We start from the raw sequence: 13799 nt of genomic DNA, 5'->3' as shown, positions 1-13799 counted from the left end.
AAAGGGTGATGGCCCCCTGCCGGAGCAGAGGGCCATCGCAGGGTTCGCCGCAGGTCGATCAGGGTGTGTCAGACACCGGCGTACTGGCGGATCCAGGACCGGTAGCTGGTGTTGTTGATGCTGGTGTAGTTCGAGCGCGTCGCGCGGTCCGACGTCGAGGCGACGCCGACCTGGCGGCCGTTCGCGAACATCGGACCACCGGAGTCGCCGCCGGCCGCGATGCCGTCGACCCGCTGCACCGAGATGGCCTGGCCACCGCGGTAGTCACGGCCGTTGGTGGACGTGACGCGGGTGTTCGCGACCTTCAGGTAGCGCGACTGGCAGTTGATCTCGGGCTGGTTGGTGCAGGTGGCGCCCCAGCCGTAGAGCTGCACGGTCTGGCCGACCGTGACCGGGTTGCCGAGCGGGGAGAACGGCGCGGACATCGCCGTGCCGACCCGCGCGAGAGCCAGGTCCGCGGAGGGGTGCTTGATGATCTGGGTGGCCGTGACGAGCTGGCCGCCCGACGTCTGGTCCAGGCTGCCAGCGCGGAACGTGTACGTGCCGCTGCCCGAGACGCAGTGCTCGGCGGTCAGGATCCAGTTCGGCGCGATCTTCGTGGCCGAGCAGTTCTCCCGCCCGTTGAAGAACAGGCGAGCGCCGTACGGGAAGTTCTGGGCGTAGCTGCCGCCGATGATCATCGGCGACATGTCCGGGTTCTCCGGAGCCGCCGTGGCGGTAGCGGGGGCGAGGGAGAGCGCCGCCAGGAAGGCGCCCGCGATCGCGGTCATCACACGCATGGTTGGTCACCTCGTGAGAGCAGGGAGTGGTTAAGCAACCACCCACAGCTTCACCCGGCCGTGTGACTGTGACCACCCTCCGTTAGTCGGCTTTGTCTCCTTCGGCGACGTCCGTCAGGCCGAGCGCCCACCTGCGGCCGTCGTTGGTGAAGAGCAGCACGAGCACCACGACGCAGTAGATGCCGCCCAGCGAGCCGAGCAACGGCTGTTCTGACGGTCCGTAGGCGTACCAAGCGCAGCCGAGCAGCAGCAGCTGCGTGACGATCACCGGCGTGCGCGCACCCGTGTGGCCGCGGAACAACATCACCGAAGCGAAGAGCACGCCGCCGAACCAGAGGACGAGCACACCGGCCGCGCCGAGGATCGGCCCTGCTGAGGGCGCTCCCTGCAGCACGCGGACGACGAGCGCGACGGCCAGCGCGATGCCGCCGAGGCCCTGCAGGAAGGTGAGCGCGGCGGCGGCGCGCACCGAGTTCGGCGGTGCCGGGGTGCCAGTGGTCACGGGAGACCTTTCCTCACGTTCTGTACTGGTCACGGATCGTAGGCCACCCGGTTGGAGGGCTCTGGAAGCACGTCCCGCGGGGGAAGATCAAGGGGCCTTCAGCGAGCCGGCGGTCGCCCGGGGTGCACTCGGCTGCGAGGCGGGACGCGGTATGACGGAAGGGAGACTTGCGCCACTTTCGTGAGGCTGGAGCCACACTGAGGGAGGACATGCGAGACGCCGATGGTCACGCATTGTCTTACCCTCAAGTAGTGCGCGCTCTTCTCGTGGTGAACCCGCAGGCGACTACAACGACGCCGGCGGGCCGTGACGTGTTGGCGCACGCACTGGCCAGCGACGTGAAGCTCGAGGTCATAGAGACCTCCTATCGCGGACATGCCGCCGACGCCGCGCATCAGGCCGTCGCGGACGGGTTCGACCTGGTCATCGCCCACGGTGGCGACGGCACGGTCAACGAGGTGGTCAACGGGGTCCTGCGCGGCGGCGCCCGTGCGGGCACGCCCATGGTCGGCGTCGTCCCCGGCGGGTCGGCGAACGTCTTCGCCGGCGCCCTCGGCATCCCGCGCGACCCGGTCGAGGCCACGCACGTCCTTCTCCAGGCGATCGAGCACGGCACCAGCCGCCGCATCGGGCTCGGCCAGGTGTTCGCGGACGTCGCCGAGGGCGCGGACGGCCGCTGGTTCACCTTCAACGCCGGCATGGGTCTCGACGCCGACGTCGTCGCGGGCGTGGAGCGCAAGCGCGCCAAAGGCCACCACGCGAGTCCCGCGCTCTATTTGAGCGTCGCGCTCAAGGCCTACGCGCAGAACGTGCGCAAGCCGCAGCACTTCACCGTCGAGATCCCGGAAGAGCCGCCGTTCGACGACGTCGGCATGGTGTTCGTGTCGAACACCGACCCGTGGACGTACTTCGGCGACAAGGCGATCCAGCTGAACCCCAGCACGTCGTTCGACGGCGGTCTCGGTTTGAGTGCTTTGGAGACTTTGCGGGTACCCACCGTCGGGCGCTACATCGCCCAGGTCCTCGCGACGGGCAATCCGAAGAGCGCGAAACTCGTTCGGCGCGATGACGTGGGCTATGTCAGAGTGAAGTGCGAGGAGCCCGCGAACCTCCAGGTCGACGGAGATTTCCTCGGAACGACCACGGCGGTGGAGTTCCGGGCGGTTCCCGATGCGTTGACTGTTGCCGTATAGCCAACTTGACAGTCCGTGATCGCTTCGTGACCGTCCTGGTACCCACCCGGGATGTACTGCAGTCGAGTGACAGCAGAGCGTGAAACCCCAGGTGAACGCTGTCGATCTTTTGGGTGAGTTCACTCACCGGGTCAGTGCTTACCCCTTGACATCCCAGCCGTTCGTGAAAGCATTCACAAGCACCCCAAAACGACCGCTGACAACCGGCGTGCCTTTGTGCGCGCCTAGCTGAGGAGTAGTTCCAATGGACTGGCGCCACCGCGCGATCTGCCGCGACGAGGACCCCGAGCTGTTCTTCCCCGTTGGGAACAGTGGTCCCGCGCTGCTTCAGATCGCCGAGGCGAAGACCGTCTGCCGCCGTTGCCCCGTCGTCTCCGACTGCCTCGCCTGGGCGCTCGAGAGCGGCCAGGACGCCGGCGTCTGGGGCGGGATGAGCGAAGACGAGCGCCGCGCCCTCAAGCGCCGCAACGCTCGCACGCGCGCCCGCAGCAACGCCTGAGCAGGCAGTTAGCCTCAAGAGCTGCACATAAGAAAAAGCCCGACACCGTGCCAGGTGTCGGGCTTCTTCTTTTGTTTGCACACCCTCCCGCATGACCACGTGAGACCGCTGAGGCTGATCGTCACGTGTGCACGGTGTTAGTTTAGCGCCGCCCTCTGAGCGGCACGCGCAGGACCGCCTCAGTACCGCCTCGAGGCCTCCGCCGCAAGCTCAACGAGCCTCTCAATTCGGAATCGACGAGGGTCCGGACGATCTGCAGCCCCAGCCGGTCGGTGCGTTCCAGCGAGAAGCCCTGCGGAAGGCCCTTGCCGTCGTCGGTGATCGTCACGTCGAGCCACTTCGCGGTCCGCTCGGAGTGCACGACGACCTCCCCGCGCTGGCCAGGGGCGTAGGCGTGCTCGAAGGCGTTCTGCACGAGCTCGGTCAGCACCATCACCAGCGGCGTCGCGATCTCGGCGGGGACGATGCCGAAACCGCCCTCGCGGCGCACGCTCACCTGGGTCTCCGTGACGGCGACGTCGCTCATCATCGGGATGACCTTGTCGACCACGTCGTCGAGGTCCACGCGCTCGTCGACGGACATCGACAGGGTCTCGTGGACGAGTGCGATGGAAGTCACACGGCGCACCGACTCGGCGAGCGCCTCCTTCGCCTCCGGGTTGCTCAGCCTGCGGCTTTGCAGCCGGAGCAGGGCCGCGACGGTCTGCAGGTTGTTCTTCACGCGGTGGTGGATCTCGCGGATCGTGGCGTCCTTGGACATCAACGCCCGGTCACGCCGGCGGACCTCGGTGACGTCGCGGCACAGCACGATGGCGCCGGCGGCCTGTCCGCGCGGCCGAAGGGGCAACGAGCGGAACAGCACGGCGGCACCGCGGCGCGACTCGGCCTCCATGCGCATCGACGTCTGGCCGTCCAGCGCCTGCCGGATGCGCTGGGCGACCTCCGTGGCGTCGAACGGGTCGCCGATCAGGCTGCGCGTCAGCGGCGCCAGGTGCACGCCCACGAGGTCGGACGCGTGGCCCATGCGGTGGTAGGCCGACAGCGCGTTCGGCGAGGCGAACACCACCGCGCCGGACGGGTCGAGCCTGATCAGGCCGTCACCGACGCGCGGGCTGGTGTGCACGTCCGGCGAGGGCTCGGGCGCGGGGAACGTGCCGTCGGCGATCATCTGGCACAGGTCGGCCGCGCTGCCGAGGTAGGAGATCTCCAGCGGCGACGGCACGCGCGGCACGGCCAGGTTCGTGCTGCGGCTCAGCACCGCGATCACCTGCGTCCCCAGCCGCACCGGGATGGTCTCCCGGCGCACCGGCACGCCGAGGTGCCAGCGCGGGTCCTCCTCGCGGCAGATCCGCGACTCGTCCATGGCCCGGCGCAGCTGCGGGTGCTCCCCGGAGTCGACCTCGCTGCCGACGACGTCCTCCGGGTGGGCCGTCGGCGCCGTCGTGGGACGGGCCTGGGCGACGCAGAGGAACTTCTCGTCGTCCAGCGGCACGTACATGAGGAAGTCCGCGAACGAGAGGTCCGAGAGGAGCTGCCACTCGGCGACGACCAGTTGCAGGTGGTCGACGGCGGCGCCGGAGAGCTTGGTGTGCTCGGCCAGCAGGTCCGTGAGAGTAGACAGAACTCCTCCATGAGAAACTGGTCGGTGAAGCAGTTCTGATCCTAGGAGACACCCATGTCGAAGCGTGCTCGCAAGCGCCGCGACCGCAAAAAGGGCGGCGCCAACCGAGGCAAGCGCCCCAACGCCTGAGTGCTGCGAAAGGCCCTGGACACCACCACGGTGACCAGGGCCTTTTGTCTTGCTGGAGGACGGTCAGTCCTCGGCGCGGATCTCCACGATCGTCGCCCGGATGCGTGCCTTGAGGTCGGCCGGCGCGTAGTCGCCGCCGCACTTGCGGGCCAGCAGCGCCTTGAGGTGCTCCTCCAGCCCGAACTGCTCCAGGCACGGATGGCACTCGTCGAGGTGCGTCTGCAGGGCCGCGCGCCGGGACTGGTCGCATTCCTGGTCGAGGAACAGCCAGACCTCGCTCAGCACCTCTGAGCAGTCGGTGTCGTGGGGTTCGCCGCAGTTCATGACGCGTCTCCGTTGCTGCCTCGGAGGAAACCGCGGTCACGGGCGACGTCCGCCAGCATGTCGCGGAGCTGGCGACGGCCCCGGTGCAACCGGGACATCACCGTGCCGATCGGGGTGCCCATGATGTCTGCGATCTCCTTGTACGCGAAGCCTTCGACATCGGCGAGGTAGACCGCGATCCGGAACTCCTCCGGCAACCGCTGCAATGCTTCCTTGACGTCGCTGTCGGGCAGGTTGTCGAGTGCCTCGACCTCGGCGCTGCGCAGGCCGGACGAGGTGTGGCTCTCCGCCTGCGCCAGCTGCCAGTCCGTGATCTCCTCGGTCGGCTGCTGGATGGGCTGGCGCTGCTTCTTGCGGTAGCCGTTGATGTAGGTGTTCGTCAGGATCCGGTACAGCCACGCCTTGAGGTTCGTGCCCTCCGAGAAGGACGCGAACGCCGAGTAGGCCTTGAGGTAGGTCTCCTGCACCAGGTCCTCGGCGTCGGCCGGGTTGCGCGTCATGCGCAGGGCCGCCGAGTACAGCTGGTCGAGCATGGGCATAGCGTCGCGCTCGAAACGCGCAGCGCGCTCCGCCGTCGTCTCTGTCGTGCCGGTGGCGGGCACCGCGCTCCCTTCCCACAGGTTCTGGGTCGGGACTGACTCTACGCGTGACCGCTCGAGCATGTTCGTTGCCACGTTCTGACCAACAACGGAGGTGCTGGTAGTAATTCCGCATGGCCGGACGTGGGACTCCCGCCACAGCGCTGCTGGACAAGCAGCGGGTGGCGCACACCTTGCATTCGTACGAGCACGACCCCCGCCACGAGTCCTACGGGCTGGAGGCCGCGGAGGCGCTCGGGCTGGTGCCGCACCGCGTGTTCAAGACGCTCGTGGCCGAGGTGGACGGCAAGCTCGCGGTCGGCGTCGTGCCGGTGACCGCCCAGCTCGACCTGAAGGGTCTCGCGGCGGCGCTGAAGGGCAAGAAGGCGAAGATGGCCGTCGTCGCCGACGCCGAACGTGCCACCGGGTACGTCGCGGGCGGCATTTCGCCACTTGGCCAGAAGAAGCGGTTGCCCGTCGTGGTGGACGTTTCGGCCTTGGAGTTCGACACGATGTTCTGCAGTGCCGGACGGCGCGGCCTCGAGGTGGAGATCGCGCCGTCCGAGCTCGTGCGCCTGACCGGTGCGGTCGTGGCGTCGATCAGCGCCTAGCCGGCGGGTCGAACCGGACGTCACTCCCCGGTCTGGCCGTCGACCGCTTCGCGCAGCAGGTCGGCGTGGCCGTTGTGGCGGCTGTACTCCTCGACCATGTGCGTGAGGATCCAGCGCAGGTTCACGGTCCGGTCGTCGCGCCACGGCCTGCGCTTGGCCGCCTGACCGAGGTCTCCGGTCTCCAGTGCCTCCGCGACGGCCTCGCGGGAGCGCTCGACCTCGTCCTGCCAGAGCGCGACCAGGTCCTCGACGGTGTGGTCGGCGGCCGAGTGCCAGTCCCAGTCGTGGTCGGCCTCCCAGTCGACGCTCTTCCACGGCTCCAGCGGCTCGCGGTCGTGCAGCACGACGTGGAACCACTGCTGCTCGACGTAGGCGAGGTGCTTGACCAGGCCGCCGAGGGTCATCTCGGACTTCGCGGTGGTGAGCGCCAGCTGCTCCGCAGTCAGCCCGCCGACCTTCCACGCGAGGGTCGCGCGCTGGAACTCCAGGAACCCGGTCAGCGTGGCGAGCTCGTCGCCGTCGGTGGGAGGTTCGGGTCTGCCTTGCTCGTCGAGAACCGTCATGGGGCCGGACAGTAGCGCCGGCGCAGGTGGGGAGCAGGCGATTCAGTCGAGCGGCCGGAGCACCCGGTCGAGCCACTCCCCGACCGACCGCCCCACGTCGGCCACGGACGCCTTCAGCGAGTGGTCGTCCTTGAGCAGCACGACCTCGCGGTGGTGGGCGCGGTTCGGCTGCCCGAACGGGTCGTTCTCGCCCTGCACGACCAGCGTGGCGACCTCGACGCCGTCCAGCTCGGCCATCCGCGACTTCTCCGGCTTGCCCGGCGGGTGCACCGGGAACGCGAGGCAGAGCACCGCCACGGCCTGCCCCTCGACCGAGGTCCGGCAGGCCACGCGCGCCCCCGACGACCGGCCCCCGAACACCAGGGGCAGGCCGTCGAACCAGCGTTCGCCGAGGTCGTCCACCACGGACAACCAGGCGGTGTCGAGCTGCTTCGCGGGCGCCGGGGCACGGCGGCCCGCGACGCGGTAGGGCTGTTCGACCAGCGCCACGTGCACGCCGACCTTGTTGGCGGCGTGGCACGCGGCGACCAGGTCCGGGGCCTCGACGCCACCACCGGCGCCGTGGCCGAGCAGCAGCGCCGCCCGCGGTTCGTGGGCACAGTGCAGGGAGGCCCGCGCGGGGCCGTGCGGCGTGTCCACCACCAGCGTCGTCACGACAGCTCTGCGCGTTCGAGCAGGGACGCGTTGTTGTTCTTCACGCTGTTCACGGCGGTCGAGACCGGGCGCAGCTCCAGTGCCTCGACGAGCGACGGGTCCGGGCTCAGCAGTGAGGACGGGTCCAGCGACGTCGGGTCGAGCCACGCCGACCAGCGGTCCCGGGGCAGCAGCAACGGCATGCGGTTGTGCACCTCGGTCAACGCGCCGATGGACTCCGTGGTGAGCACCGCGCACGTGACGGTCGGAACGTCGTCCTTCCACCACACGGACCAGATGCCCGCCATCGCCAGGGACGTGTCCTCCCCGAGCGTCATGAAGTACGGCTGCTTGCGCCCCTCACCCGGCTGCCACTCGTACCAGCCGGCGGCGGGGATGATGCAGCGCCGCTTGGTGGCCGACTGCTTGTACGCGGGCTTGCTCAGCACGGTCTCGGCCCGTGCGTTGATCATCTTCGCCGCGCCCGAGAGGTCCTTGGCCCAGTGCGGGACGAGACCCCAGCGCATGACGCGGATGCTGCGCTCCAGCTCCTCGTCCTCCGGCTTGCGCTCGACCACGGCCATGACGTTCTTGGTGGGAGCGACGTTGTAGTCCGCCCCCGGTGCCTCGTCGCCGGTCCCGTCCACCGCGTCGAACTCGGCCGCCAGCAGCGCCGGGTCCTTGGTGGAGGCGTACCTACCGCACAAAACCGATCACCTCCGAAGTCACGATGATCCCACGCCGGGAACACCTGTGCGAGCTGCCCCGATGCTCATGCGGGAAGATTCAGGCATGACTCAGCACTGGTCAGCACCCGGCGCGTCCGGCCCAGTCCACTCGACGGTGCCGGTGCCCGGCTCGAAGTCGATCACGAACCGCGTCCTGGTGCTCGCGGCGCTGGCCGACGGGCCCTCGACGGTCCACGCGCCGTTGCGCAGCCGCGACACGGTGCTGATGGCTGCCGCGCTGTCGTCGCTGGGCGTGGGGTTCGCCGACCGCGAGGACGGCGGCTGGGACGTCACGCCCGGTGCGCTGCGCGGCCCGGCGGACGTCGACTGCGGTCTCGCGGGCACGGTCATGCGCTTCCTGCCGCCCGCCGCCGCGCTGGCCGAGGGCGAGATCCGGTTCGACGGCGACCCGCACGCCCGCCTGCGGCCGATGAGCACCGTGCTGGGTGCGCTGCGGTCGCTGGGCGTGGACGTCGAGGGCGACGCGCTGCCGTTCACGTTGCGCGGCACGGGATCGGTGCCCGGCGGTGAGGTGACGATCGACGCGTCGGGCTCGTCGCAGTTCGTCTCCGGGCTGCTGCTCTCGGCCGCGCGCTACGACAAGGGCGTGACGATCCGGCACGACGGCAAGCCCGTGCCCTCGCTGCCGCACATCGACATGACGGTGCAGACGCTGCGTTCGGTCGGTGTCGAGGTGGACACCGGTACGACGAACACGTGGCGCGTCGAGCCCGGGGTGATCAAGGCGCGCACGTGGCACGTGGAGCCGGACCTGTCGAACGCGACGGTGTTCCTGGCGGCGGCCGCGGTGACCGGCGGCGAGGTGACGATCCCGCACTGGCCCGAGACGACCACGCAGCCCGGTGACGCGGTGCGCGGCATCCTCGAGCGCATGGGCTGCGAGGTCGAGGTGTCCGAGCGCGGCCTGACCGTGCGCGGGCCGGCGAAGCTGTCCGGTGTGGACATCGACCTGCACGACGAGAGCGAGCTCACGCCGACCGTCGCCGCCCTGGCAGCGCTCGCCGAGGGGCGCACGACGATCCGCGGCGTCGCGCACATCCGCGGCCACGAGACGGATCGCATCGCGGCGCTCGTGAACGAGGTCAACGCGCTCGGCGGCACCGCGACCGAGACCGAGGACGGCCTGGTCATCGACCCCGCTCCGCTGCACGGCGGTGTGTGGAAGGCCTACGCCGACCACCGGATGGCGACCGCGGGCGCGATCATCGGCCTGGTGGTGCCGGGCGTCGAGGTGGACGACATCGGGTCGACGACCAAGACGATCCCGGACTTCCCCGGCATGTGGGACGCCATGCTCACCGGGGGCGCGTAGAAGTGGGCAAGCGGGACTGGCGCAAGCTCGACGAGTCCGACGTGCGCGTGCGCCCCGGCAAGGGGACGCGGCCGCGCAGCAAGAGGCGGCCGGAACACGCCGACGCCGAGACCGCGATGGTGATCGGCGTGGACCGCGGGCGCTGGACGTGCGCACTGGAGTCCGGCGTCGTGGTCACGGCGATGCGTGCGCGCGAGTTGGGCCGCACGCCCGTGGTGGTCGGCGACCAGGTGGGCATCGTCGGTGACACCTCGGGCCTGCCGGACACGCTGGCCCGCATCGTGCGCGTCGAGGAGCGGACGTCCGTGCTGCGCCGGACCGCGGACGACACGGACCCGTTCGAACGCGTCGTCGTCGCAAACGCCTCCCAGCTCATCATGGTCGTCGCGCTGGCCGATCCCCCGCCGCGCACCGGCTTCATCGACCGCTGCCTCGTCGCCGCGTACGCCGGCGGCCTGGAACCGGTGCTGTGCCTGACGAAGTCGGACCTGGCGTCCGCCGACGCGCTGCTCGCCCTCTACACCGAGCTCGACGTGCCGGTGATCGTGACGAGGTCCGACGAGGAACCCGCCGAGCTGCGCGCACGCCTCGCGGACACGGTGTCGTGCCTCATCGGCCACTCCGGCGTCGGCAAGTCCACCCTGGTCAACAAGCTCGTGCCGGACGCGAACCGCGCCGTGGGCGTCGTGTCCGGCGTCGGCAAGGGCCGCCACACCTCCACCCAGGCCGTGGCGCTGCGCCTGCCCGGCGGCGGGTGGGTCGTCGACACGCCGGGCATCCGCTCGTTCGGCCTCGCGCACATCACGCCGGACGACATCGTGAAGGCGTTCCCGGACTTCGCCGAGGCCGCCGAGGAGTGCCCGCCTGGCTGCGGCCACCTCGGCCCGCCCGAGGACCCGGGCTGCGTGCTGGACGAGCTCGTGCCGGACGCGCCGGGCCGCCTCGCCTCGTTGCGGCGGCTGCTGGCTTCACGCGCGGGCATCGACGATTACGCTGACTGATCATGAGCATGCGCTGGTTGCTGCCCCTGCTGGTCACTCTCGCCGCCTGCTCGCCCACCGGCGGCGAACCGGCTTTCGCCGAGGTGGACCCGTGTTCGCTGCTGCGGTCCGGTGACGCGGGCGGGCTCAACGGCACGCCGGTGAGGTCCGACCGGGTGTGCGACTACAGGTTCGACTCGCTGACCGTCGAGCTGACGCTGCTGGAGGCGGCGTTCGCGGACGAGTCGCAGGGGCTGCTGTCCGGCGGTGGCTACGGCGGGGTGATCGCGGGCGGCGAGGGCGAGAGCAACAACCGCCCGCTGACCCGCAGGTGTGCGGAGGCCTCCGGCGAGGTGAGGTGCGACGCCGTCCTGGAAGTCCGGGAACGCCAGCTCGTCCGGTTCGAGGTGGTGCAGCGCGGCACCGACCCCAACGCCGCCGGGCAGGTCGTGCAGGGCCTCGCGGCCAAGGCTTTCGAACGGCTCCCCGAGTGAGCGCCTTCACACGGGTGCCCGTCACGTATTGACGCCCTGCACCGTCCAGTGGTCATGAAGGTATTCGTGATCGGTGCGACGGGCGTTCTGGGACGGGAAGCGGTGCCGCGGCTGCGGGCGGCGGGTCACGAGGTCGGTGTGCTGGACCGGCACACCACCTCGGTGTTCGACGTCGGTCAGCTCACCGCGGCGTTCGCGGGCCACGACGCCGTGGTCAACCTCGCCACCCGCATCCCGCTGAGCGCGAAGGCCGTCCTGGCCCGCGCGTGGGCGGAGAACAACCGCATCCGCACGCAGGGCAGCGCCGCCGTCGTCGAGGCCGCGATGAGGGCCGGGGTCGAGCGGATCGTGCAGGAGGGCATCTCGTTCGTCTACGCGGACGGTGGCGACCGGGAGCTCGACGAGAGCGCGCCGATCGAGCCGGTCGGGCACGTCGCCAGCTCGGTCACGGCGCAGGAGAACGTGCTGCGGCACCCCGGCGGCGTGTTCCTGCGCTTCGGGTTGCTGATGGGCGGCGACGCCGCGGCACCGCCCGTGCTCGTCGGCGACGGCTGGATGTCGGTCGTGCACCCCGCCGACGCGGCGGCCGCGGCGGTCGCCGCCCTCGACGCGCCTCCCGGCGTCTACAACGTCGGGACGCCGGTGCTCAAGCGGAACACGGGGATCACGCGCCTGCCGCGGTTCTTCGGCAAGCTCGCCGCGTCGTTCGAGGTGTTCGGGCGGTCGCAGCGGGTCGTGAGCACGAAGCTCACCGAGGCCACCGGCTGGAAGCCCCGCCACTAACCCATGTGCGGGTACCGGTGGTCCGCCGGCGGGACCAGGGTCTCCTTGACGACGCGCGGGCTCGTCCACCGCTGCAGGTTGTAGATCGAGCCCGCCTTGTCGTTGGTGCCGGAGCCGCGCGACCCGCCGAACGGCTGCTGCCCGACGACGGCGCCGGTCGGCTTGTCGTTGACGTAGAAGTTGCCCGCCGCGAACCGCAGGGCTCGGTGGGCCTGCTCCACGGCGGCGCGGTCGCGGGCGAAGATCGCGCCGGTCAGCGCGTACGGCGTGGAGGTGTCGATGATCTCCATCATCCTCGGGAAGTCCGCGTCCTCGTAGACGTGCACGGCGAGGATCGGGCCGAAGTACTCCGTCGTGAAGATGTCGTGGTGCGGGTCGGTGCCCAGCAGCACCGCGGGGTCGACGAAGTAGCCCACCGAGTCGTCGCACGAGCCACCGGCGAGGACCTCGACCGAGGTGGACGCGGACGCCATCAGCAGCGCCTCCTTCTGCTTGGCGAACGCGCGGTGGTCGATGACCGCGCCGCCGAACACCGAGAGGTCCGTGACATCGCCGTAGGACAACGACTTCGTGATGTCGAGCAACTGCTCGCGCACGCCGCCCTCCCACAGCGACCGCGCGATGTAGGCCCGTGACGCCGCCGAGCACTTCTGGCCCTGGTATTCGAAGGCACCGCGCACGAGCCCCGTGACGAGCGCCTTCGGATCCGCCGAAGCGTGCGCCAGCACGAAGTCCTTGCCGCCGCTCTCGCCGACGATGCGCGGGTAGGCGCGGTAGTGGTCGAGGTTGCCCGCCATGGTCCGCCACAGCGACTTGAACGTGCGGGTGGAGCCGGTGAAGTGCAGGCCCGCGAAGAACCTGTCCCGCAGTGCCACCTCGCTCACCGCCCGGCCGTCTCCCGTGACGAGGTTGACCACGCCCGGCGGCAGGCCGGCCTCCTCCAGCAGCCGCATGGTGAAGTGCGCGGCGAGCTGCTGCGTCGGCGACGGCTTCCACAGCACCGTGTTGCCCATCAACGCGGGCGCGAGCGGCAGGTTGCCCGCGATGGCGGTGAAGTTGAACGGCGTGATCGCCACGACGAACCCGTCGAGCGGCCGGTGGTCCATCCGGTTCCACACGCCCGGCGAGGACAGCGGCTGCTCCTGCAGGACGCGGCGGCCGAAGTGGACGTTGAAGCGCAGGAAGTCGATCAGCTCGCACGCGGCGTCGATCTCGGCCTGCTGCACGGACTTCGACTGCCCGAGGATCGTGGCGGCGTTGAGGGTGTCGCGCCACGGCCCGGCGAGCAGGTCGGCCGCGCGCAGCAGCACCGCGGCGCGTTCGTCGAACGGCAGCTCCTGCCAGCCCGGAGCGGCGTGCTGGGCCGCGCGCATCGCCTCGGCGACGTCGGAGTTGGTGGCCTGCGCCGTCACGCCGAGGACGTGCCTGTGGTCGTGGGGCTGGACCACGTCGATGCGGTCGCCACCGCCCATGCGCTGCCGACCGCCGATGGTCATCGTCAGTTCGTGGGTGGTGCCTTCGAGTTCCGCGATGCGAGCCTCGAGGCTGGTCCGTTCGGCGCTACCGGGTGCGTAGGTGCGCACGGGCTCGTTGACCGGTTCGGGTGCAGACGTGACTGCGTCCATTCCCCCATCGTGGCACGCGGTAGTAGGGTCCGTCGGGTGGCGCGGGTGACTGGCATCGGCGGGGTTTTCCTGCGTTCACGGGATCCCGTGCGCTTGGCCGCCTGGTACCGCGAGAACCTGGGCGTGCCGATGAGCGAGAAGGGCACCGTCACCTTCCACTGGCTCGACACGGCGACGAACGAGCACCCCGGCACGACGACGATGGCGTTGTTCGCCCAGGACACCCAGTACATCGGCGAACCCGACCAGCGCACCATGCTGAACCTGCGCGTGGACGACCTGCCGTCGCTGATGGCGAAGCTCAAGGCCCGCGGCGTCGAGGTGCTGCCCGAGACCGAGGACTCGGACTTCGGCCGCTTCGGCTGGTGCGTCGACCCCGAGGGCAACCGGATCGAGCTGTGGGAACCCGCGGAAGGAATGTGAC

The 13799-nt window shown here is 70.1% G+C and carries 18 protein-coding genes; 9 read left to right on the top strand and 9 right to left on the bottom strand.

Going from position 1 to position 13799, the window contains the following annotated elements; all coding sequences use genetic code 11:
• Nucleotides 1–68: 68 nt before the first annotated feature.
• Nucleotides 69–779, bottom strand: coding sequence for a S1 family peptidase (locus V1227_RS32935; protein WP_329789130.1), 711 nt, complete (start codon nt 777–779; stop codon nt 69–71).
• An 82-nt stretch (nt 780–861) separates the two neighbouring features.
• Nucleotides 862–1281, bottom strand: coding sequence for a hypothetical protein (locus V1227_RS32930; RefSeq protein WP_236217006.1), 420 nt, complete (start codon nt 1279–1281; stop codon nt 862–864).
• 251 nt (nt 1282–1532) lie between these two features.
• On the opposite strand from V1227_RS32930, the gene V1227_RS32925 reads away from it, so the two are divergent.
• Entirely contained in the window at nt 1533–2474 is a 942-nt protein-coding gene (locus V1227_RS32925; RefSeq protein ID WP_329789129.1) for a diacylglycerol/lipid kinase family protein, read from the top strand.
• Nucleotides 2475–2718: 244 nt separating this feature from the next.
• The gene (locus tag V1227_RS32920; protein ID WP_015104912.1) at nt 2719–2973 is read left to right on the top strand and encodes a WhiB family transcriptional regulator; all 255 of its coding nucleotides are present in this window, start codon (nt 2719–2721) and stop codon (nt 2971–2973) included.
• Nucleotides 2974–3115: 142 nt separating this feature from the next.
• Here the strand turns inward: V1227_RS32920 and V1227_RS32915 are convergent, their stop codons facing one another.
• Nucleotides 3116–4594 (bottom strand): sensor histidine kinase, encoded by a 1479-nt coding sequence (locus V1227_RS32915; RefSeq protein ID WP_329794166.1) that lies wholly within the window; start codon nt 4592–4594, stop codon nt 3116–3118.
• A gap of 54 nt (nt 4595–4648) precedes the next feature.
• Here V1227_RS32915 and V1227_RS40750 point away from each other — a divergent pair, with 54 nt between their 5' ends.
• Complete coding sequence (locus tag V1227_RS40750; protein ID WP_369809028.1) at nt 4649–4723, top strand: 50S ribosomal protein bL37; 75 nt, start codon at nt 4649–4651, stop codon at nt 4721–4723.
• 63 nt (nt 4724–4786) lie between these two features.
• Here the strand turns inward: V1227_RS40750 and rsrA are convergent, their stop codons facing one another.
• Nucleotides 4787–5047, bottom strand: coding sequence for a mycothiol system anti-sigma-R factor (gene rsrA, locus V1227_RS32910; protein ID WP_090094980.1), 261 nt, complete (start codon nt 5045–5047; stop codon nt 4787–4789).
• On the bottom strand, nt 5044–5709 hold the full coding sequence (locus tag V1227_RS32905; protein ID WP_236217002.1) for a sigma-70 family RNA polymerase sigma factor: 666 nt from the start codon (nt 5707–5709) through the stop codon (nt 5044–5046). The genes rsrA and V1227_RS32905 overlap by 4 nt, the downstream gene beginning before the upstream one ends.
• A gap of 50 nt (nt 5710–5759) precedes the next feature.
• On the opposite strand from V1227_RS32905, the gene ybaK reads away from it, so the two are divergent.
• Nucleotides 5760–6236 carry a Cys-tRNA(Pro) deacylase gene (gene ybaK, locus V1227_RS32900; RefSeq protein ID WP_329789128.1) on the top strand — a complete coding sequence of 159 codons (477 nt, stop codon included), beginning with the start codon at nt 5760–5762 and terminating at the stop codon, nt 6234–6236.
• A gap of 20 nt (nt 6237–6256) precedes the next feature.
• On the opposite strand, the gene V1227_RS32895 is transcribed toward ybaK, so the two are convergent.
• The 3 genes from V1227_RS32895 to V1227_RS32885 are packed head-to-tail and all read right to left on the bottom strand — an operon-like array spanning nt 6257 to nt 8139.
• A complete protein-coding gene (locus V1227_RS32895) occupies nt 6257–6799 on the bottom strand; it encodes a DinB family protein (protein ID WP_329789127.1) in 543 nt (180 codons plus the stop codon).
• Between the two features lie 42 nt (nt 6800–6841).
• On the bottom strand, nt 6842–7453 hold the full coding sequence (locus V1227_RS32890; protein ID WP_236216995.1) for an alpha/beta hydrolase family protein: 612 nt from the start codon (nt 7451–7453) through the stop codon (nt 6842–6844).
• The gene (locus tag V1227_RS32885; protein WP_329789126.1) at nt 7450–8139 is read right to left on the bottom strand and encodes an SOS response-associated peptidase; all 690 of its coding nucleotides are present in this window, start codon (nt 8137–8139) and stop codon (nt 7450–7452) included. The genes V1227_RS32890 and V1227_RS32885 overlap by 4 nt, the downstream gene beginning before the upstream one ends.
• Before the next feature lie 85 nt (nt 8140–8224).
• Here V1227_RS32885 and aroA point away from each other — a divergent pair, with 85 nt between their 5' ends.
• Genes aroA through V1227_RS32865 form a run of 4 tightly spaced genes read left to right on the top strand, consistent with a single transcriptional unit; the run spans nt 8225 to nt 11750 of the window.
• Nucleotides 8225–9493, top strand: a complete 1269-nt coding sequence (aroA, locus tag V1227_RS32880) for a 3-phosphoshikimate 1-carboxyvinyltransferase (protein WP_329789125.1) — start codon at nt 8225–8227, stop codon at nt 9491–9493.
• 2 nt (nt 9494–9495) lie between these two features.
• Entirely contained in the window at nt 9496–10494 is a 999-nt protein-coding gene (gene rsgA, locus V1227_RS32875; protein WP_329789124.1) for a ribosome small subunit-dependent GTPase A, read from the top strand.
• Between the two features lie 2 nt (nt 10495–10496).
• Nucleotides 10497–10967: a hypothetical protein gene (locus V1227_RS32870; RefSeq protein ID WP_329789123.1), complete on the top strand. Its 471-nt coding sequence runs from the start codon at nt 10497–10499 to the stop codon at nt 10965–10967.
• A 54-nt stretch (nt 10968–11021) separates the two neighbouring features.
• The gene (locus tag V1227_RS32865) at nt 11022–11750 is read left to right on the top strand and encodes an NAD-dependent epimerase/dehydratase family protein (protein ID WP_329789122.1); all 729 of its coding nucleotides are present in this window, start codon (nt 11022–11024) and stop codon (nt 11748–11750) included.
• Here V1227_RS32865 and pruA read toward each other — a convergent pair.
• Complete coding sequence (pruA, locus tag V1227_RS32860; RefSeq protein WP_329789121.1) at nt 11747–13375, bottom strand: L-glutamate gamma-semialdehyde dehydrogenase; 1629 nt, start codon at nt 13373–13375, stop codon at nt 11747–11749. The genes V1227_RS32865 and pruA overlap by 4 nt on opposite strands.
• A 36-nt stretch (nt 13376–13411) precedes the next feature.
• Here pruA and V1227_RS32855 point away from each other — a divergent pair, with 36 nt between their 5' ends.
• Nucleotides 13412–13798: a VOC family protein gene (locus V1227_RS32855; RefSeq protein ID WP_329789120.1), complete on the top strand. Its 387-nt coding sequence runs from the start codon at nt 13412–13414 to the stop codon at nt 13796–13798.
• The last annotated feature ends 1 nt before the right edge of the window (nt 13799 follow it).

Origin of the sequence: Lentzea sp. DG1S-22, assembly GCF_036321065.1 — a bacterium.
In the GTDB taxonomy this organism is placed as follows: domain Bacteria; phylum Actinomycetota; class Actinomycetes; order Mycobacteriales; family Pseudonocardiaceae; genus Lentzea; species Lentzea jiangxiensis.
The sequence above is the reverse complement of the archived record's forward strand: the minus strand, read 5'-3'. Positions and strand labels throughout refer to the sequence as shown.

Bases quoted from the DNA above. Each gene is read 5' to 3' on its own strand.
- V1227_RS32935 (WP_329789130.1), bottom strand. From the start codon at position 779: ATGCGTGTGATGACCGCGATCGCGGGCGCCTTCCTGGCGGCGCTCTCC.
- V1227_RS32920 (WP_015104912.1), top strand. From the start codon at position 2,719: ATGGACTGGCGCCACCGCGCGATCTGCCGCGACGAGGACCCCGAGCTG.
- rsrA (WP_090094980.1), bottom strand. From the start codon at position 5,047: ATGAACTGCGGCGAACCCCACGACACCGACTGCTCAGAGGTGCTGAGC.
- V1227_RS32905 (WP_236217002.1), bottom strand. From the start codon at position 5,709: ATGCTCGAGCGGTCACGCGTAGAGTCAGTCCCGACCCAGAACCTGTGG.
- ybaK (WP_329789128.1), top strand. From the start codon at position 5,760: ATGGCCGGACGTGGGACTCCCGCCACAGCGCTGCTGGACAAGCAGCGG.
- V1227_RS32895 (WP_329789127.1), bottom strand. From the start codon at position 6,799: ATGACGGTTCTCGACGAGCAAGGCAGACCCGAACCTCCCACCGACGGC.
- aroA (WP_329789125.1), top strand. From the start codon at position 8,225: ATGACTCAGCACTGGTCAGCACCCGGCGCGTCCGGCCCAGTCCACTCG.
- V1227_RS32870 (WP_329789123.1), top strand. From the start codon at position 10,497: ATGAGCATGCGCTGGTTGCTGCCCCTGCTGGTCACTCTCGCCGCCTGC.
- V1227_RS32865 (WP_329789122.1), top strand. From the start codon at position 11,022: ATGAAGGTATTCGTGATCGGTGCGACGGGCGTTCTGGGACGGGAAGCG.
- pruA (WP_329789121.1), bottom strand. From the start codon at position 13,375: ATGGACGCAGTCACGTCTGCACCCGAACCGGTCAACGAGCCCGTGCGC.